This window comes from Ammoniphilus soli (assembly GCF_040813775.1).
This window is the reverse complement of record NZ_JBEGDL010000020.1, coordinates 60,034-86,329: the sequence shown is the minus strand read 5'-3', so window position 1 is coordinate 86,329 and position 26,296 is coordinate 60,034. Positions and strand designations below refer to the sequence as shown.

The following is a 26,296-nucleotide window of genomic DNA, read 5'->3' as shown; positions in this document are numbered from 1 at the left end:
CCACATTTTATTACAATTATTTTTTCAGTGCTGTTAGCTTGATGGGCATGGGGTAATACCTACAAGCGCTTTTTTTAATCCTCCGTATCTCATTGTGCCTTCAAACATTAGATACATTAATATGGTGGGCTTCCATTTCCCAACTAAGATGGAAAGAGCATCGTGTACTTTACAATATTCAGGTTTTATTTTCATTTAAACCTCCATCAGTATCTTTTAGTATACTATATACCTTCAAAGTGCATACTTACAGATTTTATTTTAATGATTTATTATGATCGTAACTACACGAAAGGAGTTAGTCAAATGAAAAATGAAAATATGAATCGTCGTGAAATGAAAAAAATATGGACAGTAAACGAACAAAAAATCAGTAATATTCACACCGCAAGCCCTGTTCTTGCACCGGGGAATGGGAAAGATTACGACCCGTTTTTATTATGTATGGAAGATAAATTTGAAAAAGGGGCATTTGATGTTCACCCTCATTGTGGAATAGAGACCATTACATTTATTATCGATGGCAGACTTAAACATTACGATAATAAGACGCGAGCAGATGGAATTCTGGAAAAGGGGGATTTGCAGTTTATGACCGCAGGTAGAGGAGTTGTTCATAATGAAACTCCACTCGATGGTGAGGCAGTCCATCTCCTTCAACTTTGGGTTAACCTCCCACGCAAGAATAAAATGACAGAACCCCGATACCAAACCCTGCATGTAAAAGACGTGCCTGTTCGCCAAGAAGGTGGTGCTTTAGTTCGGATATATTCAGGCTCGTCAGGGGATGTTGTGTCTAATACCCTAAATTACGTACCTGTCACATTTGTCGAAATGGTTTTGGAAAACGGAACTTCTATTACTCAAGAACTACCGGGTAGCTATAACGGCTATATCTATGTGCTAGAAGGAAGCGGCACATTCGGAGAAAATAAAGTCGAGGCTAAAAAAGGGCAAGCGATGTGGTTAGGTTCCGCTGATAAATCGGAAATGAGCAGTATTTCCGTTTCTGCCAACGAAAAATTACGCCTTGTTCTTTTTGCCGGTGAGCCTCTTAGAGAACCTGTTGTAGCATACGGACCCTTCGTAATGAATACAGAGGAAGAGATACAACAGGCTTTTCAAGACTATCGTGAGGGGAAATTTTGAACGGAGCAGGGTTTTCGTTTGTCCAATCGCATTACCGACAAGCAAAACCCCCTTGGGTTAATTATTTTAAAAAATTAAATTAATTGCGAAAGGATGATATTTATGGATTTTGTATTTCTAATCGGAAGATTATTATTTGCAATTATTTTTATTTCGGGAGGAATTAATCACATAAAAGGTTTTACTCACACAGTAGAGATGGCGAAGAAATTTAAAGCTCCTTTTCCAAAATTGTCAGCTGCCGCTATGAGTCTCTGTGCCCTTGTTGGTGGTTTAAGTGTTGCACTTGGCTTCTATTCAAAAATCGGTGCATTTCTTCTTTTTATTTTTCTAATACCGACAACTTTTATCGTCCACCGTTTTTGGGGATTGTCAGATAATCATCAAAGGCAAATTCAGAGTGTGCATTTTTTCAAGAACCTTTCTCTTATGGGTGCAACATTAATGATTATCTATTTGGGTTCTGGTCCTTTAAGTTTGAATTAAATCTTGCTCCCGAGCAAAATATAATTAAGATGATGCTTGAAACCAAGATGGAATTTCATCCAATGAGTCCGTACCGTGGACAAGTTTGTTGACTTTGTAAACGTCCTCTGAACTGCTTGGTGTCTATTAAGGTCATGTAAGTAAAGCATAGTACTGATACGTCACCAAAAAATGAGTGACGCATGTCATTTTCCTGACGCTACCCATATAGGGGTATTTCAGTCTTTTTGACCATGAACACTCATTTCATTACCTTTATGAATAACATGATCCTTTATAAAAAAATGCTATTAAGAGCTATGGAGTGGCTCATCGTATGATTGGTTGGTTAAAACATATCTTCAATCCAGAAAGGAACGATGAAAAAATGGCCAAAGTATTGTATATTACAGCAAATCCTAAAACTGAGGATCAATCCTTTAGTCTATCCGTTGGAAAAGCATTTTTAGACGCTTATCGCCAAGAAAATCCGAAGGATGAAATTATTGAACTTGATGTTTACCATACCAAAATCCCCTATATCGATACAGATGTTTTTAGTGGTTGGGGTAAACTTCAACAAGGAACTGCATTTGAACAGCTTTCTACTGATGAAAAGGAAAAAGTGAGTGCCCTCAATACATTAGTGGATCAGTTTGTTGCAGCAGATAAATATGTATTTGTGACCCCCATGTGGAACTTTAGTATTCCACCGTTAATGAAAGCCTATATTGATGCCATTTGCGTTGCAGGAAAAACTTTTAAATACACCGCAGAGGGGCCAGTTGGACTGCTACCAGGAAAAAAAGCTGTTCATATTCAAGCACGAGGCGGGATTTATTCAGAAGGTCCGAGAAAGGAAGTGGAAATGGGAGATCGGTATATTCGCACCATTATGGGTTTCTTTGGTATTACTGATGTTGAGTCTATCATTGTAGAAGGAATGGCACAAATGCCGAATGAAGCGGAAAATATTAAGGCAAAAGCCATTGAACACGCTAAGAAAGTAGTCAAGAATTTTGCTCGTGAAAAAGTGACTGTATAACTTCTTTAAAAAAAGGAAATAAGTCTTCTGATCTACGTGACAGAAGGCTTTTTTTGTAACCAAATTTAGAACTTAATCAAATATTCATGAGGAGTAGCGCCAAAATTTTTTACGGCATGAACCACATAAAAAAAACCCTTCCAGGGGCAGCGTCAGAAAATGGTAGCTTAATTCGCGTGCGTTTGTGATAAGAACTTGTACGCAAAAAAATGGCCGGCTTTTTTACGCGATCACTCTTCCTTTCTGTTTGTAGTTTCCTGGCCCCTGTAGAACCGTTCCATGACTATATAATGTTTACCGCTTTTACTAAAGGTGTTTTCTTTTTTAGAAAGTCCAAATTTCTCATAGAACGATGCTTTGTCGTTCCTAGCATTGCAATAAATCCGCTTCACGCCTAAGCGCTCCGCTTCCCCGAGCACATATATCAGGAGTTTGCTCCCATACGTTTAAACCATAAAGAACGGTTCACTCGTATCATGAGCCGTTCTTTTTTATTATCCGTGATTGACGAGATATCATTAATCTGGGCGGTTATGGTTAACCTCCGTTATACCCTCGTTGAATAAACGATAGCCCTACACCGGGGGCAGGGGCGGTATGAAATTAATTGATTCAATGTTGTATCGTCATAATTTAACTATCGACTCCCGTTTGTTCAATAAGATTTTTTCTTATCCAATATCCTCCAACATAACCTCTACATTAATATTAATAAAGATCATAAAATAACTTTGGATAAAACTACAGTTAATTTTAATAAATATTTGGAGGCAATTCTCTTGAGCACAACATCAATTGACCAAAATACGTAAACGAAATAAAGAATAACAATCTTTCAGTTCCAGAAGTATCCAACCTTTTCACACAATTTATTCAAGAAAAAAAGAAGACCAGCATTAACAATCCTGAAATAACTACTTTGCTAACCCAAATTGTGGGTGAAATGAATCAGAACAACCTTTCTAACCTTTTCAGTCAATTAATTGTGGAAAAAAAGAAAACCGGCATTTCGAATGCTGAGATAATCGACTTTTTAACTCAAATCATGGGCACCACCACCAAGAAAAATACCTTAACTGCTGCGGAGGTATCTACACTTTGGGTGCAATACCTTGGCGACACTTTAGGAACCTGTGTTTATAAATATTTCCTTGAAATTGTTGAAGATAAGCAACTCCAATCCATTTTAGAGTTTGCTTTACAATTGGCTGAGAACCATGTTACTCAAATTACTGCCTTTTTTAAACAGGCAAATTTTCAAGTTCCCATGGGATTTACAGAACATGATGTAAATCTCAATGCCCCCCGTCTATTCTCAGACCCATTATTAGCGTTTTACACGGAAATAATGACGTGTCATGGTTTAAACGCCTATAGTTTAGCCATTGCCACTTCCGAACGTGAAGATATTAGAAATTTTTTTCATGAATGTACCGTAACGGCTAGTGAATTAATTAGTAAAACCATAAAGTATAGTCAATCGAAAGGACTGTTTTCAGGTGTTCCTTCGATTCCATCCCCGGAACAAGTTGAGTTTGTTGAAAGTACGGGGATAATGTCTAACTTATTCGGTGACAAAAGACCCCTTAATGCCTCCGAAATAAATAACCTTTTCACGGTTGTCAAAAAGATTACACTTCCTAGGGCTTTGACTATTGCGTTTAGTCAAGTGGCTGAAACCGAGGATGTACGCAAGTTTATGTTTGATATTAGTGAGGTAGCAGGTAAGAATATTGACAGGCTCACCACGATATTGGTACAGGAGCATTTAAAATCCCCCCGTACGTGGGATAATGAAGTCACTAACTCTACAGTTAGTCCCTTTTCGGATAAGCTTATGATGCTTCATATAGCATTTTTAATGAACTCAGCGATTATTTATTATGCTACAGGCATGGCTTCGTCGTTGAGACCGGATGTAGTTCTGACTTACAATGAAAATGTTAATAACGTAAATAAAAACGCTAAAGGTTTGTACGCTATCCTGCTTAAGCATGGTTGGTTAGAAAAACAACCCGAAGCAATTGACAGAAAGTCTCTCGCACAAGGTGAAAAGAAATGAGATGTCAAACCCAAAACCAATTGAAGTATTATTATGGAGTATTGCGTTTCCGGGATTTGGACAGTTTTTAAATAGGAAATTTCTAAAAGGACTCGTACTCCTTATGTTGGAATTTCTAATCAACACCTATTCAAACTTAAATACTGTAATCATTTTAAGTTTTCAAGGTGAGATACTAACAGCGATTGAGGAAGCCAATTATCAATGGCTATTGTTCTATCCTTGTGTTTACCTTTTCGGTATGTGGGATGCATATCGCGATGCGGGAGGTGGCAAAGAACCCTACTCGTTTCTGCCTTTTGTATTCTCAGCTTACTTTGGCACCATAGGAGTTATCTATTCTAACGCCCTCATGGTTTTTGGAGTGATTTTGGGACCCATTTGGCTCTCCATCTTGTTTTTGATTATCGGTATAGGTGTAGGGTTTATGTTAAGAAGTTTCTTATTAAAATGTATCTCTCAATAAAACAAATCAAAAAGTGAGGCTGAATTATATACCAGTCTCATTTTTTTAATCGGGTTGATACAATCGTATGTATTTGCTTCAAATTACCGACTCAATATCACTTAAAGAGGGTGGAACAAATAAAAAAATGATATCCTCCTATTATTGAACTAATCCCTGTTACCGCAGCAACGAAGCAGGGGGACAGATGCCGATCCCGTTCTCGTGCTATCGACTCCCGTTAGCTCAATAAAGAAAAGAAAGCAAAACCTGCCCTTTTTAATTAGTTCTTCACTTTATAAACTTTGAATAGTAAAACTATCGAACCCACTAATAAAAGCACCCCAAGTATTAAGAGAGAATTTGCGTATCCTAATACATCCGAATAATGAATCCCTTCATCGTAGTTAAGGTTCAAAGGTATTCCGAAAAATGTTCCAGAGATACCCTCACCATCTATCACTGGATTCCCTTCTTTCCACGAGTTAATTTGGTTATATGCAAGTTTAAAATCAAAATACTGTTTGGTTTCGTTTATCAAGTCGAGCAATAGACGAATGGTTTCACTGGATAACGGGATGATCCGTGTTTTCCGGTTCTTGTTCTTCGAAGCGGGGAGATGGATATACCGAGACTTGAAATCAATATCCTCGATGTCCAACGAACATACTTCGTTTACCCTCATTCCACTATCGATAAAAAGAGTCATCATCACGTAATCACGATATTGGGCATATAAGCGTTGATTCGGCTGTTGAAGTAAGAGCCGGACTTCGTCCTCTATCAGCGGTTCCTTCGTATCCTCATCGACTTTCATCAGCTTGATCGTTTGCATGGGACTATGGGGAAGGATACGCTCTTTCACTAAAACGTTAAACCACGATTTCAGGAATCGAATCCGAATATTGATCGTATAAGGCGACAGTCCTTTCTCTTGCTTATATTCGTCTTTTTTGTATGGATTCCCTTCGTACTTCGTTTTGTCGTGGGCGAGGTAATGAATATAATCCCGGATCATGCTTGTCGTTATGTCACCAATATATTTTACATCCGGAGCATATCCTTCGAGCCATTCCGTGAAGTAACGATATTGTACGTCATATTCTTTCCTCGTGCGAGGTTTAACGTTTTCTGCTTCCTTCACTCGCAGAAATAACTCAAACGCTTCCTCAATCGTATATCCTTCCACAATCACCGTTGATGTTTGAGATTCCGATCGGGTTCTCCGCTCTCCGATGACTCGCTTTCCACGCCTTTTCTCTGCTCCCGCTTGTATTGACATAAATAAAAAGCCCTCCAGTATTGGACTACTGGAAGGCGTTACTCACACAGTCTAGGCATTTAATCACACAGTTTATACGGTATAAGTCACACAGTCAACGTTATTTTAAGATCGAAACTGTGTGTCGCTTTCGTTTGCCTAACGTTGGACAAACGTTGATTACATGCGGTTTATTATGTATGGCGGCCCCGAGAGGACTCGAACCTCCGACTCACAGTTTAGGAAACTGCAGCTCTATCCTGCTGAGCTACGGGGCCATGTTCAACACCGCATTGTAGCTGTGTTTTTAAAGAAATTACTTAGTTCGCGGACTGCTTTTAGTCCAGCAGTTTCGTATATTTTTGTTACACAGTCTTATTATACTTATAGTTATTCGATACATCAAGTTTTTATCACAGGGAATCATGACCACCACGCAACGGTCAAGACGTTGCGTGGAATCATAAAACCCCACACAAAAAGACTTACAACGTTAAAATAGTTAATGCCTTTATTCCCTTAAACATCGTACTCTTTATTAATTATCATCTTTTAATTTGTAAAATTTAAATACACAACAAAAAATTCGGTTTTCCCAAAGGAAACCGAATTTTTTTCTAAATTATTTATAAATATCAATCTTTATTATGCCAGCTCCCACAGAATTGTGTCGAATTTGTTTGATAATAACATAATAATTAGTACCTTTATAAGAATAGGGTATAGATTGTCCCGTATTGATATCACTGTATGTTTTTTCTTCAGAATCAACTGCACCGATTTTAAAAGTGGTTTGTCTTTCTTCATAGTTCATTTTAAATGAGATAATTAATCTTTCATATGTAAACGCCATTCCTTCTTCAATCGTAGTATCCTCTACAACCTTATGACTCTGGTTGGGGGGAAGCACTTTCCCCTTATTAGTGTCTTTTACTGGTTCTACCTTAGTGTTATCATTTGGATTCCCGTTATTTAATTCTTGGTTGGGTGTGTTTTGTCCTGAAATAACCCTTTCAATTTTCTCAAGAATATTTACATCATTTAAGTACGCAAGTAAGGCAATAACTGCAGAAATTATTGTAGCGATAAGACCCCAATCACGTTTCTTCATGAATATCTCCTAATGAGTTTATGTGAGCAAGTTAGAAACAATAGACTGTGTTTCAAAATGATTTCATATAACGTTTTGTTGTTATTTTCGATTCAATTTCCACGATAACAGGGATACGGGAAAATATCCATTAAAACACTGATATTCGTTTTTATCTAATTTCTGTTATATATCGTTTTCAGTGGTTTTAGTATTATTCATATCAAAAGCAGCTCTATCAAACCCTATTTCCCTCAGTATTTTTTAGCTTTTTAGCAATCTTTTTTCGAAACTTTGATTACTACTGGCTTGTATTTTCACATCCTCATACCCTTATGCTCAAATACATTGACTATAGCAAAAACGATGAGATACACTTTTAAGGAAGTATTATATTAAGGAGCATATTGAATGCCTGCGTTTCAATTTGGTACTACCACTATTGATTACTCCATCTCAAGAATCGAAAGCAAAAAGGACGTAGCCATTACAATCGATTGGATAGACGGCATTAATGTTGTCGCACCTCTGGAAATTAGTGATATTCAAATCGAACAAATTCTCTACAAAAAAGCCCCTTGGATACTAAAGAAGTGGTCTGAATTCAGTGAAATAAACCAACTACCAAAACCCAAGGAATTTTTAAGCGGGGAAAAATTCCCTTATCTAGGACGGAATTATAAATTAAAGGTCTCGACAACCGAATCCATTAAAGAAGCCACATTACTTTTTCATCAAGGACGGTTCCTATCACAAATACCAACTAACTATGATGAATCTAAGAGACACGAATCACTCAAACAATTGTTTAAGGAATGGTATATCAAGCACGGGCATCAAAAGGTTAAAGAACGTTTAAAAATCTACTGCCCGAAATTAGAACTATATCCCTCAAAATTAATTGTCAAAGAACAGCAACTACGTTGGGGTAGTTGTACAAAAAACGGAACCATCAATATCAATTGGAAAATCCTGATGGCCCCGATGCGTGTCGTTGATTATGTCATTGTTCATGAATTAGCCCATTTAAAGTATCCCGACCACTCTTCAGACTTTTGGCGGTTAGTACAATTGACATTACCTGATTATGAAAGCAGAAAAGAATGGTTAAGAATTAATGGACCTACTCTTACCTTTTAAAATGAACCTTTGCCAAATCTATAATTTTTTGAGGAAGAGATTCAATTTTTTCAGTCGGACATTTGCTTGCTCTTAATTGCCGCTTAATCTTCTTCCTCATTTCTCTTTGTACATCTTCCTTCTCTGTCCACTCCACAACCTGAGCTAATTCAGATACATCTTCCACAAGTATTTGGGTTAAATCCTTGATGGAACTGTCCTCATCATTAGAGTTTAATTCTTTATGAAGAAGCTGATAAAACGCATACTCCTCTTTGGTTAAACCAGTTTTCTCCGCTTCACTGGTGTATCCTCTCATATTATTGATGAGTTCCTTCAGTTCCAAAACCAACTGAACCGATTCAATCCGTTCATCTTTTTTGGCTTGTATTAATTTCTCCAACCTTTCACGAAGAGACGTATAATACACTGGATTTTCGTCAATTTTAACCCGTATTTCGTGGCGAATGGCATGCTCTATTTCCGATGCCTTGGCTTCATCAGACTTCAATTCATCTACTTTCTGAGTAAATCGAGTTGAAAGAATATCTATTGGGTCATGTAGCACTTCAATGGAATTGGTTTGAATATACTCTGCAATGAGTTGCTTGACCTTTTCCCCACAATCAGAAATATCCATTTCTTCATCTCGGTAACGTTGTTTCGCTGCTAATCTAACCTTACCTAAAAACTTCATATCATCTCGATATGGATTTGCAGCAGGATTTGGCATAATCATATCCATGCTAGAACTAAATCGCTTAAAAGCAAGGTCAAATTCTGTTCTCACATCTTCAGGCTCTAAAACTTTAATACAAGCCTCTATATCCCTGTGGTTCACTTTATCAAAGAATCGCATAGCTGCTCTGTGTCGGGTTTGAAGACGGGGGAGTTCAGTTTCAATGGGGAGCATAGCCCCTTGAACGTCTTTCGCATTAAAGATGCCTAATGCCTGTTTTAAAAAACCAGATACACCATAATAATCAACAATTAAACCGTAATCCTTTTTCTCATAAGTTCGATTCACACGAGCGATGGCTTGTAATAAATTATGCTCTTTTAGTGGCTTGTCTAAATACATAACCTGTTCAATAGGCGCGTCAAAGCCAGTTAACAACATATCGCAAACGATAATAAAAGCAATTTTATCTTCGGATAGTGGTTTTTTGAATCGTTCGATATATTGTTTTTGTTGTTCCCTACTGAGATGAAACTTTTTTAATTCCTCAGAATCATTCCCGTTGCCAGACATGATAACAACGGATTCAGGACCATTTAATCTATCAAGTGCTTTCTTATATAAAACTGCTGTTTCTCGATTTACAGAAACAATTTGAGCCTTAAACCCATTTGGCTTTATATGGGTTTCAAAATGTTCCAAAATATCAAGGCAGATAGCTTCTATTCGCTTTGGTGCTCCTGTAATGGCTTCCTCATTGGCATATTTCTTCTTGATACGCTCTCGGTCATCGTCAGAATACAATTGGAACATGCGGTCAAACAAAGCATCTAAGGTTTTCCCTTCGATGTTAAGGTCAGGCAACCGGCTCTCATAGAGGATTGGAACGGTTGCTCCATCGTCTACGGCTTGTTGAATGGTATAAGTATCAATGTACGTACCAAAAGTTCTTGTTGTACTTTTATCTTTTTTATCAATTGGCGTACCCGTAAACCCAAGATAACAAGCATTTGGCAATGTTGTTCTCATATTGACCGCCAATCCCTTATACTGAGTTCGATGGCTCTCATCAACAAGAACAAAAATATTTTCTGCTTCGCTCAATGCTTCTTTTTCTTGGTCTTCCTGAAACTTCTGAACAGTAGTCATAATCGTGCAGCCAACACTTTGCTTCAATAACTCTCGAAGCTCCCCAACGCTGCCGGCTTGTTGTGGATTGGGGAAGCCACAACGTCGAAACGTATTAGTGATTTGATTATCCAAATCTTTTCGGTCCGTAACAATTACAATCGTTGGGTTTTCAAGCTCCTTTAATCGACGCAATTTAATTGATAGGTACAGCATAGTTAGGGATTTTCCCGAACCTTGCGTATGCCAAACCACGCCGCCTCTATCTGTTGGAGATTCCGCTATTTTGATTCGCTCAATGGCTTTATTAACGGCTCGGAATTGCTGATACCGTGCTAATTTCTTTATGGTTTTACCGCCTTCAGGTTCGAAAACGATAAAATTTTGAATTAAATCTAATAGGTGTTCTTTCGTTAGCATTCCCGCTACCAGAACATCTTGCGGATTTATATTTTCTCCGATATCCGTATTTCGAAGCGGCCATGGGTCTTTCCATTCTCCATAGTGGCGTAACTTTGCCCCAATCGTTGCATACCTCGCCTGTTGTCCACAAGTTCCAATCAGGATTTGATTGTAATAGAATAGGCGTTCACAATCACGCTGATAGCGTTCCAATTGTTTTACAGCTTGAGCAATAGGGCTTGTAATGAAGGCACTTTTGCACTCAATAACCACCAAGGGAAGCCCATTAACGAAGAGAATAACATCAGGAATGATATTATCTGTTCCCCCACTAACCTTGAATTGGTTGACAACTAGGAATTCATTGTTGTCGATGTTATCAAAATCTATTAGCTTTACCGTTTGATTCTTTTTGCCTTTTCCTAAGTCTTGCTCAACAGAAATAAAATGAACAATGTCCTCATGCAGTCTTTCGTTGGCTTCCATTAGGCTCGATGCTTCAATGTGGGTTATATAGCGAATCACTTTCCGAAGATTGTTATCGTTAATCCATGGGTTGAATCGTTTCACCGCTTTGGCAAAACGGTCTTGAAGAACAACTTCACGTAATGTTTCCCTTTCGTTATCTAGAGAGGGGCCATGAGTATACTCATAGCCCAATTGTTTCAGTTGTTCGATAAGTCGGTTTTCAACCAGTTGTTTCTCGTTCCAGTCTTGTGTGGGTGAAGTCATACTGTCACCTCAGCGTTATCATCTACTTTTACACGAACTTTGCCAGTGAGAAGGACCTGCATTAAAGCATTCTTTAAAGTTTTTAATTGTTTGAGTTTTTGTTTTTCATTCTCGGTTTTATTATCCACAGAGTTAATGACAGAACCTATTTTCTCCTGTTCATCAATTGGAGGAATAGGTATTAATATGCTTTCTATTTGTTTGGCACTCAAGTTAGCCTGCTTACTTCCACTACCAAACTTATAAATAGTGTCTAAAAATAATCTACTCGAAAGGTACCAATAGAAAAATTCGGTATTTACAGAACCAAATATATTGAACCGACCTACACGCTGATTTAGTAACAATGGTCTATTTATTTTAGGAATTTTAATAACATGCCCATAATCTTCCTTACCTAATGTTCCAGTCATACATATTATTAAATCGTTAGGCTTCAATACAAATCTGTCATATTCATGGAGATATGATTTAGGTAAATAAACCGGTTCCTTATCCAAATTCAAAAATTTCCCGAATAAATTGCTTATACGAATTAACTGTATACCAGAAAGTTTATAGTCACTACTTTTAAAAGCATAACCGCCCTGTAACTTTGCTATATCACCAATGTTTAATACATCCCACGTCTCAGGTATCTCGCCAATCTCCGTCTGCTTAAACTTTGTGTGACTGATTCCTTTCTTAAGCAATCGTTGCATCAATCCCTGTTTTACCTTTTCCGTCTGCTTGATGATTGCTTCCGTCTTCTCGATTGCTTCGTCAATGGAGGTTAGGATGGTCGCAATTTTACGTTGTTCTGATAATTTTGGCAAAGCAATTTTATGATTTAAAATATCAGAACGACTAATCCCCGGAACCATTCCAACTTTATTTTTGACGATTCTCTCTGCCTGATGAGTAACGACATAAAATAAAAACTTGGTATCGGATTTCAACTTAGATGTGATTGCCATTATATCCCTACCAATTGCAAATTGTCCTCCGGGGAAAACCTTTCCTGTACCTGAACCTTTTACAGTTATAAAGAAACAATCTTTGGGCGACACCTTTCTAGGATTCATAACCCACTTGCTTTCTTCTATATAATTCCCTGTCCACTGTTCAGGTCCAGTCACATAAGGAACTCCTTCCCCATCATAGTTTACTTCATGAGTTGGTGATGATTGTCCACTCACTAATTCAATAATTTCTTCCATAGTTACTTCTTCCCACTCAAATGGGATAGCTCCAATATGAGTTTCTTTGTAATTCTTGTAGGTAACTTTATTCATAGCCTAACTCCCTTAAATACCCGTTCATCACCAATTCAATTTCTTGACGTTCTTCTTCCAACTTTCGCAGCTCAGCAATCGCTTCTGCAACATCAATTTGTTTTTCTTCATCTGTTGAATCAACGTAACGAGCAATATTCAGGTTGTAATCATTCTGGCGGATTTCCTCAAGTTCAACCGTTCTGCAATACTTTTCTACGTCTTCCCATTTGTCATATGCTTCAACGATGTTCTGAATATCCTCATCTCGTAAGAAGTTCTGGTTTTTGCCTTCTTGATAATCGTTTGCTCCATTTAAGAAGAACACTTTTCCCTTCTTACTAGCTGATTTCTTGCGATTAAATATCAGGATACACGCTGGGATTCCTGTCCCATAGAATAAGTTTGATGGCAATCCAATAACAGCCTCCAATAAATCTTCTTCCAAAATGCCCAGCCGAATAGTTCCCTCTGCTCCGCCACGGAACAGTACACCAAGAGGCATGACTACACCAGCTATCCCCTCATGATTTAATGAAGAAATCATATGCTGAACAAAGGCTAAATCACCCTTATCCTTTGGCGGAAGCCTAAAACGGAAACGTCCATATCCGTCTTCCTCTACATCTTCACGTCCCCAATTCTTCAAGCTGAATGGCGGATTCGCAATTACGCGGTCATATAGCATTAACTCCCCATCTTCAACAAGTTTCGGGTCACGAATGGTATCACCCTTTTCAATACGATGGTCGCTTAATCCATGTAATAATAAATTCATTTTACAAATCGCCCATGTATTTAAATTCTTTTCTTGTCCGTGCAAAGTAAGATTACGCGGATTTCCACCTTTGCTTTTTATGTAATCAACCGATTGAACCAACATCCCGCCGCTGCCTACGGTGGGGTCCATTATCCTCATGCCTTCTTCTGGCTTTATGAGCTTTACAATCAACTCAACCACTTTGGAAGGTGTATAGAATTCTCCGCCTTTTTTCCCTGCATCATCGGCAAACTGTTTAATGAGATATTCGTAAGCACGTCCAAGCATATCTGGCTCCGACAAGTTATCGTTCCGCAAATCTATGGCGCTGAAATGCTGAATCAATTTAGAAATGACGCTATCAGGTAATCTTTCCTTATCATTAAAGTCGATACTAGCCAAAACGCCTTGCAGCGTAGAGTTTTCTTCTTCTAATAATTCAAAGGCAACGTTTATGGCTGCTCCAATGTCCTGCGTAATTTTGCTAATGGAAGACCAACGAGCACGCTCTGGAACAAAAAATTGGTGTTCATCACGGTCTGTCCAACCGTAATCTTCTCCTTCTTCTTTCTCAATACGTTCAGCTACTTCTACGAAAACGTCATTAAGTCGTTTTAAAAAGAGCATTCCGAATATGTAATTTTTATAGTCAGAGGAATCTATACTTCCTCGTAGTATATTTGCTGATTCCCATAGGTGAGCTTCTAATTGTTGAAGTGTTAGTTTTGACATATACCATTTCCCCGTTCTTAAATATTCCATTGTAGGCTTTTGAAAGAGTAAGAATGGATGTTCATTAGAATTTATTACTCTATAATTATTACTGTTGCCATGTCGCTCTCGTTCGATTGTATATTATTAATATCTAACCCTAAAGCCTCAATTACATATTTTGCAAAAACATCTTTATGATTGTTATGACTTTCGTTTAGTACTCTATTGATACTACCAGTAAATAAATCAGCAAATTGTATAAAAGGACTTGTATAGGACTCTATTGAACCAAATAAATCAAGTCTCAAATTATCTTCATAATTTACTTTAAATTGAAGTTCCAAGTGCTGTTCTATTTTTGTAAGAGTTAAAGCATCATTTCCTTCTTCTTTATCTTTAAAGAAATTGATAAAACGAGGTAAGTTAACTCTGCCACTTTGAAGTTCATGCTCAATACCTTGGTGAACTAATTGATAATGAAGGTCACTAATTAACTCATCAGTTTTTCTTTGATTATTTGCTATCTTAAAAGCGATGGCTTTAAAGCCAACCATGTCACCTAATGACAATAGTTGATTAAAAAAATCTACGTATAAATCTAACTGATTTCGTTTCATATCAGTAAAATGAAATTCTTGTTTTATATCTCTTTCTTTTCTCCATTCCAAAATATGTTGTCTAATTAACTGTTCCCTTCCGCGCTCAAGTATCCACAAACTCCCAACAATAGCGTAGGTTCCATTCTTTCCACTCTCATCACAATAAATCGTAATGGAAGGTATATCTGGTTTATTAGATACTTGAATTTCCTTTTCAACTTCTTCTTTATCTTTTCGGAATCGCCTTACCTTTTCATCGCTTAAAAATAATCCATACTCATTTTGAACCTTTGCCCGTGCCCTTGTTATTGATGTTAATCTTTCTAGTTTAAAGAGGTCTTCTGGGCTAATCGATTGTCCTTTTATATATAGTTCAGAATCAAATATTTCCCAATATTTTAGTTGCAATGCTATATCCGAGTTTCGAGTGTGTGGATACCTATTTAGAACATGAGCAACTCTAGTAACCAAATGTGAATAATCATTGGAAGCTAATTTGGAAATGAGCATATCCCTTTCCTTTTCTCGTTTCCTCTTTTTTTCTTCATCAATCTCTTCTTTTTCTAACTCAAGATTCTCTTCCTTAATTTCGTTATCAACTTTATCTAGGATATTCAATTCAATTTTTTCAAGAGAGTTGCTAGTCATAAATACCCACCACCATTTGGAATTAGTTATAGGACTAATTCCACTAAAACAATTGATTATCCTTCAATTTCCAGTCTTATATTTCTTTAAGGTCAAATAAAAAAGCCACCTAACATGCGACCTTTAAACAATTTAATTTCATCTACAAGTTGATTCATGAAGGTAACTTCAGCATCTGTCTAAAGTCCCCTTTAAAATTTATGAATTATCGGGGACAAGCTAGTCCCAACTGTGTAACTTACTAACATAGCCCAGATAGTTTCAAGCATGGAAGAAGTAAGTAATCTCATATTAGATATCTTTTGTTTCATAGACATCTCCCCTTTCGATTGGTCAGAAATAAGCTTAAGACTAAAAAACCTAATTAGTCCTAATCCTACTACTAGTGTTAGAAGGGCTATGAGTATTGTCCACAAGTTCTGGGTTAAGCACACTCCCAGCGGGGTTCCCCCCGATAATTCACAAACATATTAATTAGTATAACAAATCAATAAATCAAAATGGGAGCTAATTGCTCCCTTAAATGAAACATCACGTCCACGATTAATTTAGCCTACATTTTCAATAAACATTAATCTAATATGATTACGTTAGCTTCTTCCGCTCAAACTTCCTTTGATAAGTATCCACTGTTTCAACGATTTCCTCAAAACGTGGTTTCGAATATCTCAAGACCATATCCGCTGTCTTATGCCCGGAAAAGGCTTGTATCTGATTGATGGGTACATTGCTATCCACCATTCGTTTTATGGCTGTGTGTCGAAGAGAATGGCTCTTAATTCCGATTGATTTGAACATTTTCATCATACTGTTTGATTTCACTCGTTGGCCTCGGTTCGAAACAAATAAGGCTTTTAATGGGACATAGTTGTAATCCACCCATTGCAACAACGCTTTATATTCGATACTTCTTAACTCTAGAAATAATGGAAACACCTTTTGATTTCTTTCTTTTCTATCTATTTTTCCACCAAAATGTTGATTATCAATGATGTCGATTTCACTTTTTAGCTGTGTTAATCGTTCCTGTTGCTCAACGGAAAACATATTTTCTGTAACAACCAATCGGTTATTAATCCAGTCAAAGTAATATTTCTCGAACTCAATCTGCTTGTCTTTCTCTTCCCTAAATTGAATGTAATCAGCCAGAACATGCTTTAAATCCATTGGAATAGGAATCTTCCGTGGTTTTCTCCCTTTCCCTTGATGAACATGAAGAAATCTGGATTCCTCTCTTTTACCGTCCAAAACCACATCCTCGATGTCAAGATTAATTGCCTCGGATATTCTCAGTCCACATTGGACCATCAAGCGATAAAGCACGTAGTTTCTAAATTTATCCCGAATCTTCCCTGTGCAGAATAACAAACTCTTTGCTGCTTTATCCTGTTGCTTCTTCAACTCCAAGTATAGAAAGTTCTCTAATTGCTCCACTCGCTCATCTTCAAGAGAACGGGGCTGTATGTCCCGAAGGTCCTCAGCCTTTGGCAGAGCCACTTTCTTTTTTTCCAATTTGATATCCATGAACCTTGCAAAGCTAGAAATGGGATAGAAGGTGCGGTTAATGTAAAACGAGGACTTTTTCTCATCATAAAGTCTGTGGTAGTAAGCATTGATTTCTTTCTCTGTAAATTGAGGTAGGTTCTCGAATCCATTGAGGAAAAGAAACTCCATAAATTTCTCTATCGTGTAATAATACGTTATCTGCGTATCTTGGGTTTTCCCCATCAATTCACTTTCCACATACTCTTTGATTTTCTTTCGAATTGGCTCATACTCGTAATAAAGTTCATGACTAGTTTTAATCATAAAATTCCCCCTATAATGTGATTTTCAATTTTAATGGACTTTGTAATGGATAACTCACTGCGATGGTAAATCTAAAAATACTATTAAATCAACAATTCACAATTTAGCCCCTGCTAGTTGACCCTTACAAAATCCATAAAGTTACGATTCTTTGGAATTTGTTAATTCCATACTTTTATTCTACTGCCGGGTAAATAAAATCAACAAGTTACCTTGATTCCTATTCCAAATCATATAATCCTATTTAGATAAAACCCTTTTCACCATTTGTCGGGGACTGTTTGAAATCTATTGAGCTAAATACAAAACGCCATAAATCCTTTATTTCTAGGGCTTATGGCGTTTTGATGTTATTGTGATGGGGAATTCCAATAAAAAGAACAGATTAATATTTGGTAAAGCTCTTGATTGTGGTAAATAGGAAATTAATATACTGAATATTCCTTAACCATATCGTGAAACGATTTTAAAAAGATTGTTTCACGATATTTGAGTGTTTATAAAAGTTAATAGAGTTTAAACAATGTTGAACGCTGAAAAAAACGGTGCGGAACGTTTTAAAAACGCATAAAGCCTTCTTTGGCATTGTTAGAACGTATTTGTAGTTTATAATTAGCCGACCTCATTTACCGACTTTCTATTTACTTTGTTAATAGATTTGACCGTCCTACCCTGCCGTCCTGACCAAAAATAGGTGTCAAAACGATAGTACAATCGAAAAAAGTAGTACCAAAACGGAACTATAACCAAACCAAATTTTTTTTGTGTGTGAATGAAAAAATGATTTTTAGGACGGCAATTAAGTTTTCATTGGAAGAATATTGGTAAATGGAAACAGGTTATTACTGCTCTTCATTTATTCGTTCAACTATCGGGAGTTTAGTTGAATAGAAAATTGTATGATAAATGGTTGACCCCTTTTATATAAGGTCTTGAATTTTAAATTTTTATTTTGAATTGAAGGAGAAATGGAATTTTAAATCGAAAAAAGGAGTAATCACAAAAATTGCGGGGTAAGGATATGTTTAAATCGATTTTGAAAACATTCAAATATAATACCGAATATAATATAGTAGCAATTTGTTTTTCAGTTTTTTCATTGTACTTAATTTCATTAACATTACCTCTTACTAAAGCAAACATTAATGAGTATATGGTGAATGCTAGAACGTTACTTTTAGCGGTAGGTGCTGGATTTTTCGGTCTGCTAGGTTTCATTGTAGGTGGTTTTGCTATAACATCAGGAAAAATGACAGAAACACTCAAAAATCAGGTAAGCAGGTGGGATTATGATAGGCCCCTAGATGGTAAAAATATTGCTATACAATTATTGATAAAAATTAATGAAATGTATTCCAATATACTTAATGCATTTCAAGCTACAATCACAATAATCATTTTTAATATCATCGCTACTTTTATTTCATTTATTATCACGATGATACCAAAAGAATTTAATGAAATACTGTTTTGGTTATGTACCTCGTTGATTATTTATTTCTTTTATTTGGCTATTTTTTATACCTTAAGTTTATTTAAGCTTAGTATGAAACCCTTATTAATAGATATAATAGAAAACCAAAGTGAAATTGAAGGATTACTAGATGATTATAAATCAGAGTTAGAAGCTCAGGAATTTCACTCAGATTTGAGAGAAATTGTGATGAATAGTATTAAAAAGAAAAAACGAAATTAAACTTAGACCTCCTAAATATGATGAAGAATATTGCGTTTAGAATATGTATACAGCCTTTATGACGCTTTTATTTTTTTACTAAATAACATTTTGTTCAACGGGATTCGATGTTAAATTAGCCTGTAATAATTCATTCTCGGTGGAAAATAATGACTCATTTGAGGAATGCATAAAAAAGCCCTTAACGAAACAACTCCGCTATGGGCTTTTCATGTTTCTATTACTTTTGAAACTTGCAGTATTCCTCAAAGCTTATGGTTACCCCTCACCCTTCAATTTTAATCCATCTTTCAAGCCTTCACGGTAAGCTACTTCTGAAGCGAATACCCACATGCCATTAGCATGAGCTTCAAGGTCAAAGAAATCTTCATCGGAAATCTGACCTTTTAACTTTTCCAGTAGTGCCATGAAGTTTTCCTTGTTGTCAGCAAAGTATTCATCTTTAAAAATTTTTTCTTCTATCAGCCCATTGTTAATTTTTTCTCGAACCATTGATTCGATAAGCCTGTTCATTATCCCATCCCCTTAAATTGATTTAACCTCCACCTTACTATACAATGTTTTTGGAAAACATTGGTTAACGGATTAAATAAACATGATTGAGCAAGTTTTTCACAACTTTACCCTCCGTATTTCTTATCGTTATATGATATGACGATAAGAAGGAGAAACAGTGTTATTAAAGTATCTGGCTTCTATAGTTAAACCCAGATAGTAATACCCACCAAAACAATTACGGTTTTTTATTTTGGTAAAAAATTAACATAAGGCTCTAACAAGTCTTAAGAAAAAAGGCACTGTTTTTTTAAACAGTACCTTTTATTTGTATTAATAATTATCATAAAGGATGGTCCCAGAAAGTTTATCGAGATTTATCCATTCAAAGTTATCTGACTCAACAAGACCCGGACTTCTATAAATAAATCTTCTACGGATATTATTCTCCAAGGACATATCTAACCCGCAATATTGTAGTATTAATTGCTTTCCGTCTGGTCCTTTCATGTTAACAATAAGGTCAGGCATACGATTGTACTCCTCTATGAAATCAAGAAGGGCACTTATTTTTCCTCCCATGCAAGAAGACAATTTGTTCAACGGACTTTGGTTTATAGTCTCTATTTTAGAAAGAGCTGCACAACCCAAGCATTCTACGATAACAAGTGTTGGGTAATTTGATTCGTACTCAGTAAAATCATCTAAAGCACAATATGGACAATACTCAATTTTGTTTAAAGCATCCTTAACAATCTCTCCAAAGTTATTAATTCTCATATTTATTTCTCCTCTTCTCATATTTTTTCTTACATGTCTATCAATACCCCACAAAGGGTCAACGTATGACTACATTTAAAAAAATAATTATTATATGTAAGAAAGCAAAATGTTATGCTAACAAATCAAAATAAAAAAGACATTCAGGAAGTGACCCGTTTCCTATTACATTAATACACAAAAAGGGATGAAAAATTAATTCCTATCCCCTTTTACACTTACATGGGTTTATAAGTCTCTTAAACTGGTAAATCTGATGTTAATCCAATAAAAACTCTGCTATTGTTAGTTGTTAATTTTCAAACAAAGGAAGGTGATTAAAATGGATTACAACGCCTTTATAGCAACAGTCGAAAAATGGAAAAAACATTTGGTTGGTGACGAAATATCACTTGAACAATTTCTAGAGAAAAGTAAGCTAAATGAACGTTACAGAAATGTTTGTGTGTTTTATTCCCTGAAGGATTCAGAGAATTTTGCAACCTTTCTTCAGAAAGCACAAGACGATATTTTGGTTAAAGAAATGTTGGTTAACTTATATCATTCCTTGAAAGCAACAGATAAGGAAACCCAAAATATTTCTGAATTACTATGGAAACAATTTTTTCCGAATCTTTCGGAAGAACTTGAAAATGAACAACCCACGCCTGTAATTACAGCTCAAATGGTTAAGGTGTTACGAAGTATGGTTCGCCAATATCATCTTGAACATGAGTACAGTCCGGAAGATAAAAATAGAATCAAAAATGAATATCAGGGTTGAAATCAACAATTCTGTTTTACAAAGCTTAAATATAGAAAGGGGCAAAACAACGTGAAATGCCGTGAATGTGGACAAAAAGGAGCAACAGATGAACGCTGGGGTCTTTGCACCAAGTGCTATATGCTGTACAAAAAAATCTTTAATAAGTAATTCTTCCGTTTTCCGTTATAGGGGTCAAGCGCAAAGAATCATTATGGCTCACTCCATGTTTGTCCTGTATATGGTTAACCCATGAGGGGTGATTCAATAGCATTACAGCCATTTCCTCAAGGAGCTGAGGGATACCAATGCCAAGAACCCTTGCGAGTCGGTCAGCCTTGTTGTAAGTGTCTGGGTTCAAATAGGGACCACCAACACGTTTCTTTTTTAACTTCTCTTTAACCCCATCTTTTGTAATCTTCATTCCTCTCCCCTCTATTCTCATCAATAAATCCCTCCATTTTGGTGTTATTTGCGGTACCACCGTTCGATTGAACTGTTGTACATATCTAGTACTAGTGCACTTTGGAACCGCTGAACTATCACATCCTATTCTTGATAATAAAATTCCAGAACATACATTCTGGAGTTGCTAAAATAAATTCAGTATGCCCAATATTTAGATAAATCTTTTTCACAAGCGCTCATAAGGGGCTTTTCACTTTACATGTATTTAACGAAGGTATGTACACTGATTTTTCCAATGAATACAAAGTTATTCAAAGTAATAAAATAAGCATTGTTTAAAATGAAAAGAGGTGTAAAGATTAAATTTACACCTTGGATAATTCACTGTTATTTCAGAAACTTCACAGATAATGTACTTATATAAGTACATTATCTGTGGTATCGATAAACGCCCTTTGAACTTTAAAGGTGGAACTCATCCTCCACCTCTCCAACCAATGTATTCAATTTATCAATGCGTTGCATCGTTTTCTTTGCTTTCGCTTGTTGTTCTTCAGAAACGCAAAAAACGGATTGAGGAATTCTCCAATGCCCCCCAAGGGTCTTTTTTGCCCCTTGAATCCTTCCGCTTTCACAATAACGCTTCACCGTTTGAGGTGATACACCTAACCTTTTCGCTGCATAACCTACTTTACAAAATCCTTCTTCCAATTCATCTGCATCATCTTCCGTTAGCATCCCTTACACCTCCTGTTTCCTAAGCATTATAGAAGTTATTTTAGGTCATCTTTATTCCACGTAAACTTTAATTGTTTTTGTCGCATTACCACTAGTCATTGTTATTTGATTTACCGATTTTTCTTTTACTTTATCAATGTCTATTGCAAAGTATTTATCTAGATAAAATTCATCCCAAACATTAGGAATATCACTATTAGACATATCGCCATTATAAATAACTTCATTGTTCAAAATAACAATTAAAGGGTCAGCACTATTCGATACTTTTCCATACAGAGTAATATCTTCGCTATTAGATAAATCCAACCTAATTTCTTCTAAATCATCCATTTCATATTCTTTATCGTAATAATTCTGTGGTTCTTGTGTTTTCTGTATCCCGATACCCGTACCATAAAAAAATGAATGTGGCTCACTAAATGTTTTTTCAGCTTCATACCTCATGTAATTAGGTAATCCAAACATTAAAGAGAGTGGCACAAACCCAAATAGTAGAATTATAAAATAACCCCAAATCTTACCTCTATTCATATTCTCCCCCCCCAACTTTGAATATATTTCTCTATTGGTAATGTATTCCTCCAATTAGGCGGTTTCTCCTTCTCTTTGTTCCTGTTCTTCTATCTCTTTCCAAACTTTTCGGATAACGTCTAGTGTTGCTCGGCAATCGTCTAAGGCTCTATGTTCTGTCCATCCTCCATATGCTTCACTTAGCCCCACCCACCGCTCATAACCCTTCCAATCGGCATAAGCTCTCATTACGCAATTAGATTTCAAAGAAGGAGGAACAATATTATATAAAGAACAAGTATTCCATATTACCCCAATATCATAATCAGCGTTGTAAATCAGTAATAGCTTATCGGTTATAAGCCCCTTCACTTCTTCCCAAACGTCTAACCAACAAGGGCTATTGGCTGTCATTTGATTCGTGATTCCATGAATGGAAGTAGCTTCGGGCGGTATCGGGTTTTTAGGTTTAATCAAAGATTCAAAAAGAACATTACCCTCTTTATCAATGATGGATAGTTCTATGATTTCAGGGTCATAAAGTCCTGTGGTTTGGCTGTCCAATATAACAAAATCATGCTGCTTCCATTCCTTAAATCTTTCTTCGCCCTGTTCCATCTGATAAAACTTTTTTAATACGTATTCCTTCTCTAATTCATTTTGGTAGCAGGGAAAACAGATTTGTTTGCTCAAGTTTTTTCTGCCAACTACCTCATTGCACATTTCACATTTATCCAATTTCATTCGCCCTTTTTCAAGGGCTTCCAGCTGCTTAAAGGTTGCTTTCCGCTTCTGAATAGGCTTGGTTTCCTCAATGTCGTATAGCTTTATATATTTGCTATAAAGGTATTTTATTTCGGCTTTTGGTTCACCAATGGGCTTTAATCCTAGTTCTTTTAGTTGAGTTTTTGTCTTTAAGTTTTGGGGAACTTTATCCCAATATTTTATTCTCTGTAAAAGCCCCATTTTATCACCTTACATTTCAAAGTCTATATATACCCTGCCGTTCCTCGTGTTACCTCGGTTCGGATAGAATTTACTTACATTAACAACCGTATATTTCGTATCAGAATCTCTAATAAACTTCTGTATTTCTTGTTCTGATGTTCCTTCTACTCTTATTTTCATATAAAAAATATCTCCTCTGAAAAAATCACCTATATAAAATGGTATCATTATTTGTTTTGAATTCTCAAACACCTTAACGCATGTGGAGGACATTTCAACTTACTAAAACGGGAAAGTTCCAACAAAACCAGTTAGAATCATCTCTAATGAATAGTGATAAAACGTGCATGATGTCCAGATATCGACTAATATTCAGCTCAACTTTCGTTTGTAACCATGTCGAAATATAGAATCTTTCGACATTTATCATAGTGAGAATGTAGTACGTGTATGATGAGCTGTAGAAAGGAGGTCATCGATTTTGGAACAGTAGCTAATGCGAAGACAAACTAAAATATTGCTGTTGTGGACACTATACATCGACGCAAACAGAAAATATTAAAGGAGGACGCTATAAATGAAGAAAATTCTAGAACTTAAAACAATCGAATTTCCGTATCGGTTTGCTGATAGGGTAATTAACCAATCAATCAAGGATGAGATAACAGAGGCATTGACTACTCCTTTGGAAGGAATATCCAAGGTGTCTCGTCCAGAATTAAATAGCTTGTTAAAAACAAGACTCACCCAGATGCAATTCGAGCCACAGCCCTTCGTTTTTAATAACTCTAAGGATATGGGTTTACGGATGGACTTTATGAAGCAGCGTCACGGCGTTGAGGTTGCATTTTCTCATCGGTCGTTTTTTGGCATGGATGTCATGAAGTTCCAACAGGCCAGTACTGGAGAGGGCCATATCGATACTGGAATCTACATTGTAGCCACTAGTAATTTTCAAAAAGAGATGAATAACAGAGGTGGTAAATGGAAAAGTTCGTTGACCTTTGAGCAGATTCAAAGGTACTTAACGAATTTCCAGAACATTATTCACGTCCCGATTTTGTTGGTAGGGGTGGATGTGTCCTAAAAAGCAGGATGAAAGCGTATTGAAGCGCAAGACTTATCAAGTGAAACTTTGATGATTCTATATCAAAACAGATATAGATGGAAGTCTACTATGGTATTACTATAATAAGAATGGGAGGATTTACATGGAATAAGAAAACGATTTTTGGACAAGCATATTCAATTTTGAAGCGAAAAGCGATTGTGCATTGATAACGATACCTCTATTCGCTTTGGCACTGAAAAACATAAAGCATCATTACAAACCGAGTATGTCACCCAATAGGAAACCTTTGCTAAGATTGTGACGGTACTAAGGGTTAAACCATTTGGCAGCAATGATATACATAAGAATTGTAGAAATGTGATTTCAAGTGAAAAGGGGAATTCTCCAATTCCCCTTTTACAAAATCCATTATCATTTAAAAATCTCTACTGATATTTACTTAAAGAAAGGAATGGAATGATACGAAGCAGATAATTGAAGAAGAATTTCAGAAATAAATGTAGTTAGCTTGGTTATTCCACATTACTTCCTATACTTTTTTTACCTTGTTATTAGAATTCCTATGTATTTTGTAATAGCAAGAAGTGCGGGAGACATGTAGAGTCATTTGGTAGCCATGATGTTCATGATAATCCTTTGGAATTGATATGAAAACATGGTATCCAAGTAAATAGGGAACTGTCTGACTCCCCTGTGTTTCTTCTTTACAAAATCCTTGTCTGCACATGAATAATTATTTGGAAACCAAAATGGAAATAGAAATCAAAAGTACCTTTTAAAAATAATGGTACACCGAAAAGTACAGCCAAAGGTACATGTCAAATCCTTATGTATCAAGGATTTATATGCTTTATTCTATATAAATGTACTCTTGTACTCTTATTTTTTAATAGTAATTATATATTTTTTCTTAGATTTTCCTCTAAAATTGGATATAGTTTTTTATAAAACTATCGTACCTTATATCTAAAAAAATAATGGTACAAAGGTACGAATAACAGCAAAACCATTGGTATAGAAGGGTTAAACTGTGTCCTCTGCTAGTTCCAAGCGCTACCTCTATATTTAAAAGAATCCTATTCAAACACTTGATAATCTTGATTTTCCATAAGATGTACCTCAATTTGGATTATGGTACGCATAATAAGAGGCATTCGTATAAGAAAAAATAGGTAACAAGTGAGTGACTAGTCTTATTCCCCTGCAAAAATTGTATTCATCATAACTGAGGCGCTTGATACCAAAGGGATTCTGCCAATTTAACTTTGTATACAATTTCAACCAATTTTAAGTTTGCTTGTAGTAGTTTAGCCTCTATCTCTAATAATTCAGTTTGCCTCACTAACTCCAGCAAACTGATTGCGTTGTAACAACCAGTAACAATTGGTGACAAAAATGAACTCATTGTGATAAATGGTTGAAATATATAAAAAGCATGATATTTTGCTATTTGAATTAGAAGGGTTTTCTATATTTATGGAGTTTTTCAAGAGTAATTCAGGCTACTTCTGCGGCTATAATGGGGAGTTAATTTTGCAGGTATT

23 protein-coding genes and 1 tRNA gene are annotated in these 26,296 nt (G+C 36.1%); 9 read left to right on the top strand and 15 right to left on the bottom strand.

The window, feature by feature from the left end; all coding sequences use genetic code 11:
- Positions 1 to 306 precede the first annotated feature (306 nt).
- From ABLT31_RS26950 to ABLT31_RS26930, 5 genes are all read left to right on the top strand, one after another.
- On the top strand, positions 307 to 1,149 hold the full coding sequence (locus ABLT31_RS26950) for a pirin family protein (RefSeq protein WP_367757654.1): 843 nt from the start codon (positions 307 to 309) through the stop codon (positions 1,147 to 1,149).
- Positions 1,150 to 1,251: 102 nt separating this feature from the next.
- Entirely contained in the window at positions 1,252 to 1,635 is a 384-nt protein-coding gene (locus ABLT31_RS26945) for a DoxX family protein (protein ID WP_367757652.1), read from the top strand.
- A gap of 367 nt (positions 1,636 to 2,002) precedes the next feature.
- Positions 2,003 to 2,659: an FMN-dependent NADH-azoreductase gene (locus tag ABLT31_RS26940; protein WP_367757665.1), complete on the top strand. Its 657-nt coding sequence runs from the start codon at positions 2,003 to 2,005 to the stop codon at positions 2,657 to 2,659.
- A gap of 943 nt (positions 2,660 to 3,602) precedes the next feature.
- Entirely contained in the window at positions 3,603 to 4,721 is a 1,119-nt protein-coding gene (locus ABLT31_RS26935) for a DUF3231 family protein (protein ID WP_367757650.1), read from the top strand.
- Between the two features lies 1 nt (position 4,722).
- Positions 4,723 to 5,187, top strand: a complete 465-nt coding sequence (locus tag ABLT31_RS26930) for a hypothetical protein (protein WP_367757648.1) — start codon at positions 4,723 to 4,725, stop codon at positions 5,185 to 5,187.
- A gap of 262 nt (positions 5,188 to 5,449) precedes the next feature.
- On the opposite strand, the gene ABLT31_RS26925 is transcribed toward ABLT31_RS26930, so the two are convergent.
- The 3 genes from ABLT31_RS26925 to ABLT31_RS26915 form a co-directional block, all read right to left on the bottom strand.
- A complete protein-coding gene (locus ABLT31_RS26925; RefSeq protein WP_367757646.1) occupies positions 5,450 to 6,448 on the bottom strand; it encodes a tyrosine-type recombinase/integrase in 999 nt (332 codons plus the stop codon).
- A 180-nt stretch (positions 6,449 to 6,628) separates the two neighbouring features.
- A tRNA-Arg gene (locus tag ABLT31_RS26920) sits at positions 6,629 to 6,705 on the bottom strand.
- A gap of 344 nt (positions 6,706 to 7,049) precedes the next feature.
- Complete coding sequence (locus ABLT31_RS26915; RefSeq protein WP_367757644.1) at positions 7,050 to 7,538, bottom strand: hypothetical protein; 489 nt, start codon at positions 7,536 to 7,538, stop codon at positions 7,050 to 7,052.
- Between the two features lie 390 nt (positions 7,539 to 7,928).
- On the opposite strand from ABLT31_RS26915, the gene ABLT31_RS26910 reads away from it, so the two are divergent.
- Positions 7,929 to 8,657, top strand: a complete 729-nt coding sequence (locus ABLT31_RS26910) for a M48 family metallopeptidase (RefSeq protein WP_367757642.1) — start codon at positions 7,929 to 7,931, stop codon at positions 8,655 to 8,657.
- Here the strand turns inward: ABLT31_RS26910 and ABLT31_RS26905 are convergent.
- From ABLT31_RS26905 to ABLT31_RS26885, 5 genes are all read right to left on the bottom strand, one after another.
- Positions 8,647 to 11,577: a type I restriction endonuclease subunit R gene (locus ABLT31_RS26905; RefSeq protein ID WP_367757640.1), complete on the bottom strand. Its 2,931-nt coding sequence runs from the start codon at positions 11,575 to 11,577 to the stop codon at positions 8,647 to 8,649. The genes ABLT31_RS26910 and ABLT31_RS26905 overlap by 11 nt on opposite strands.
- On the bottom strand, positions 11,574 to 12,851 hold the full coding sequence (locus tag ABLT31_RS26900) for a restriction endonuclease subunit S (protein ID WP_367757638.1): 1,278 nt from the start codon (positions 12,849 to 12,851) through the stop codon (positions 11,574 to 11,576). The genes ABLT31_RS26905 and ABLT31_RS26900 overlap by 4 nt, the downstream gene beginning before the upstream one ends.
- Complete coding sequence (locus ABLT31_RS26895; RefSeq protein ID WP_367757636.1) at positions 12,844 to 14,322, bottom strand: type I restriction-modification system subunit M; 1,479 nt, start codon at positions 14,320 to 14,322, stop codon at positions 12,844 to 12,846. The genes ABLT31_RS26900 and ABLT31_RS26895 overlap by 8 nt, the downstream gene beginning before the upstream one ends.
- A 74-nt stretch (positions 14,323 to 14,396) precedes the next feature.
- On the bottom strand, positions 14,397 to 15,551 hold the full coding sequence (locus ABLT31_RS26890) for a DUF3800 domain-containing protein (protein ID WP_367757634.1): 1,155 nt from the start codon (positions 15,549 to 15,551) through the stop codon (positions 14,397 to 14,399).
- Between the two features lie 585 nt (positions 15,552 to 16,136).
- The gene (locus ABLT31_RS26885) at positions 16,137 to 17,360 is read right to left on the bottom strand and encodes a tyrosine-type recombinase/integrase (protein WP_367757632.1); all 1,224 of its coding nucleotides are present in this window, start codon (positions 17,358 to 17,360) and stop codon (positions 16,137 to 16,139) included.
- Between the two features lie 1,021 nt (positions 17,361 to 18,381).
- Here ABLT31_RS26885 and ABLT31_RS26880 point away from each other — a divergent pair.
- Positions 18,382 to 19,056 (top strand): hypothetical protein, encoded by a 675-nt coding sequence (locus ABLT31_RS26880; protein WP_367757630.1) that lies wholly within the window; start codon positions 18,382 to 18,384, stop codon positions 19,054 to 19,056.
- 258 nt (positions 19,057 to 19,314) lie between these two features.
- Here ABLT31_RS26880 and ABLT31_RS26875 read toward each other — a convergent pair whose 3' ends face one another.
- Both ABLT31_RS26875 and ABLT31_RS26870 read right to left on the bottom strand, forming a co-directional pair.
- Positions 19,315 to 19,569 (bottom strand): hypothetical protein, encoded by a 255-nt coding sequence (locus tag ABLT31_RS26875; protein ID WP_367757628.1) that lies wholly within the window; start codon positions 19,567 to 19,569, stop codon positions 19,315 to 19,317.
- Between the two features lie 315 nt (positions 19,570 to 19,884).
- Positions 19,885 to 20,331, bottom strand: coding sequence for a hypothetical protein (locus ABLT31_RS26870; RefSeq protein WP_367757626.1), 447 nt, complete (start codon positions 20,329 to 20,331; stop codon positions 19,885 to 19,887).
- A 322-nt stretch (positions 20,332 to 20,653) separates the two neighbouring features.
- Between ABLT31_RS26870 and ABLT31_RS26865 the strand changes: the two genes are divergently transcribed.
- Positions 20,654 to 21,094, top strand: a complete 441-nt coding sequence (locus ABLT31_RS26865) for a hypothetical protein (RefSeq protein ID WP_367757624.1) — start codon at positions 20,654 to 20,656, stop codon at positions 21,092 to 21,094.
- A 139-nt stretch (positions 21,095 to 21,233) separates the two neighbouring features.
- On the opposite strand, the gene ABLT31_RS26860 is transcribed toward ABLT31_RS26865, so the two are convergent.
- From ABLT31_RS26860 to ABLT31_RS26840, 5 genes are all read right to left on the bottom strand, one after another.
- Positions 21,234 to 21,497, bottom strand: a complete 264-nt coding sequence (locus tag ABLT31_RS26860) for a hypothetical protein (protein ID WP_367757622.1) — start codon at positions 21,495 to 21,497, stop codon at positions 21,234 to 21,236.
- A 446-nt stretch (positions 21,498 to 21,943) separates the two neighbouring features.
- Positions 21,944 to 22,219, bottom strand: a complete 276-nt coding sequence (locus ABLT31_RS26855) for a helix-turn-helix domain-containing protein (RefSeq protein ID WP_367757620.1) — start codon at positions 22,217 to 22,219, stop codon at positions 21,944 to 21,946.
- Between the two features lie 51 nt (positions 22,220 to 22,270).
- Positions 22,271 to 22,753: a hypothetical protein gene (locus ABLT31_RS26850; RefSeq protein ID WP_367757618.1), complete on the bottom strand. Its 483-nt coding sequence runs from the start codon at positions 22,751 to 22,753 to the stop codon at positions 22,271 to 22,273.
- Positions 22,754 to 22,807: 54 nt separating this feature from the next.
- Positions 22,808 to 23,698 (bottom strand): 3'-5' exonuclease, encoded by an 891-nt coding sequence (locus tag ABLT31_RS26845; protein WP_367757616.1) that lies wholly within the window; start codon positions 23,696 to 23,698, stop codon positions 22,808 to 22,810.
- 9 nt (positions 23,699 to 23,707) lie between these two features.
- Positions 23,708 to 23,860 carry a DUF3970 family protein gene (locus tag ABLT31_RS26840; protein WP_367757614.1) on the bottom strand — a complete coding sequence of 51 codons (153 nt, stop codon included), beginning with the start codon at positions 23,858 to 23,860 and terminating at the stop codon, positions 23,708 to 23,710.
- 397 nt (positions 23,861 to 24,257) lie between these two features.
- Here ABLT31_RS26840 and ABLT31_RS26835 point away from each other — a divergent pair, with 397 nt between their 5' ends.
- Positions 24,258 to 24,767, top strand: a complete 510-nt coding sequence (locus tag ABLT31_RS26835; protein ID WP_367757612.1) for a BglII/BstYI family type II restriction endonuclease — start codon at positions 24,258 to 24,260, stop codon at positions 24,765 to 24,767.
- Positions 24,768 to 26,296 lie beyond the last annotated feature (1,529 nt).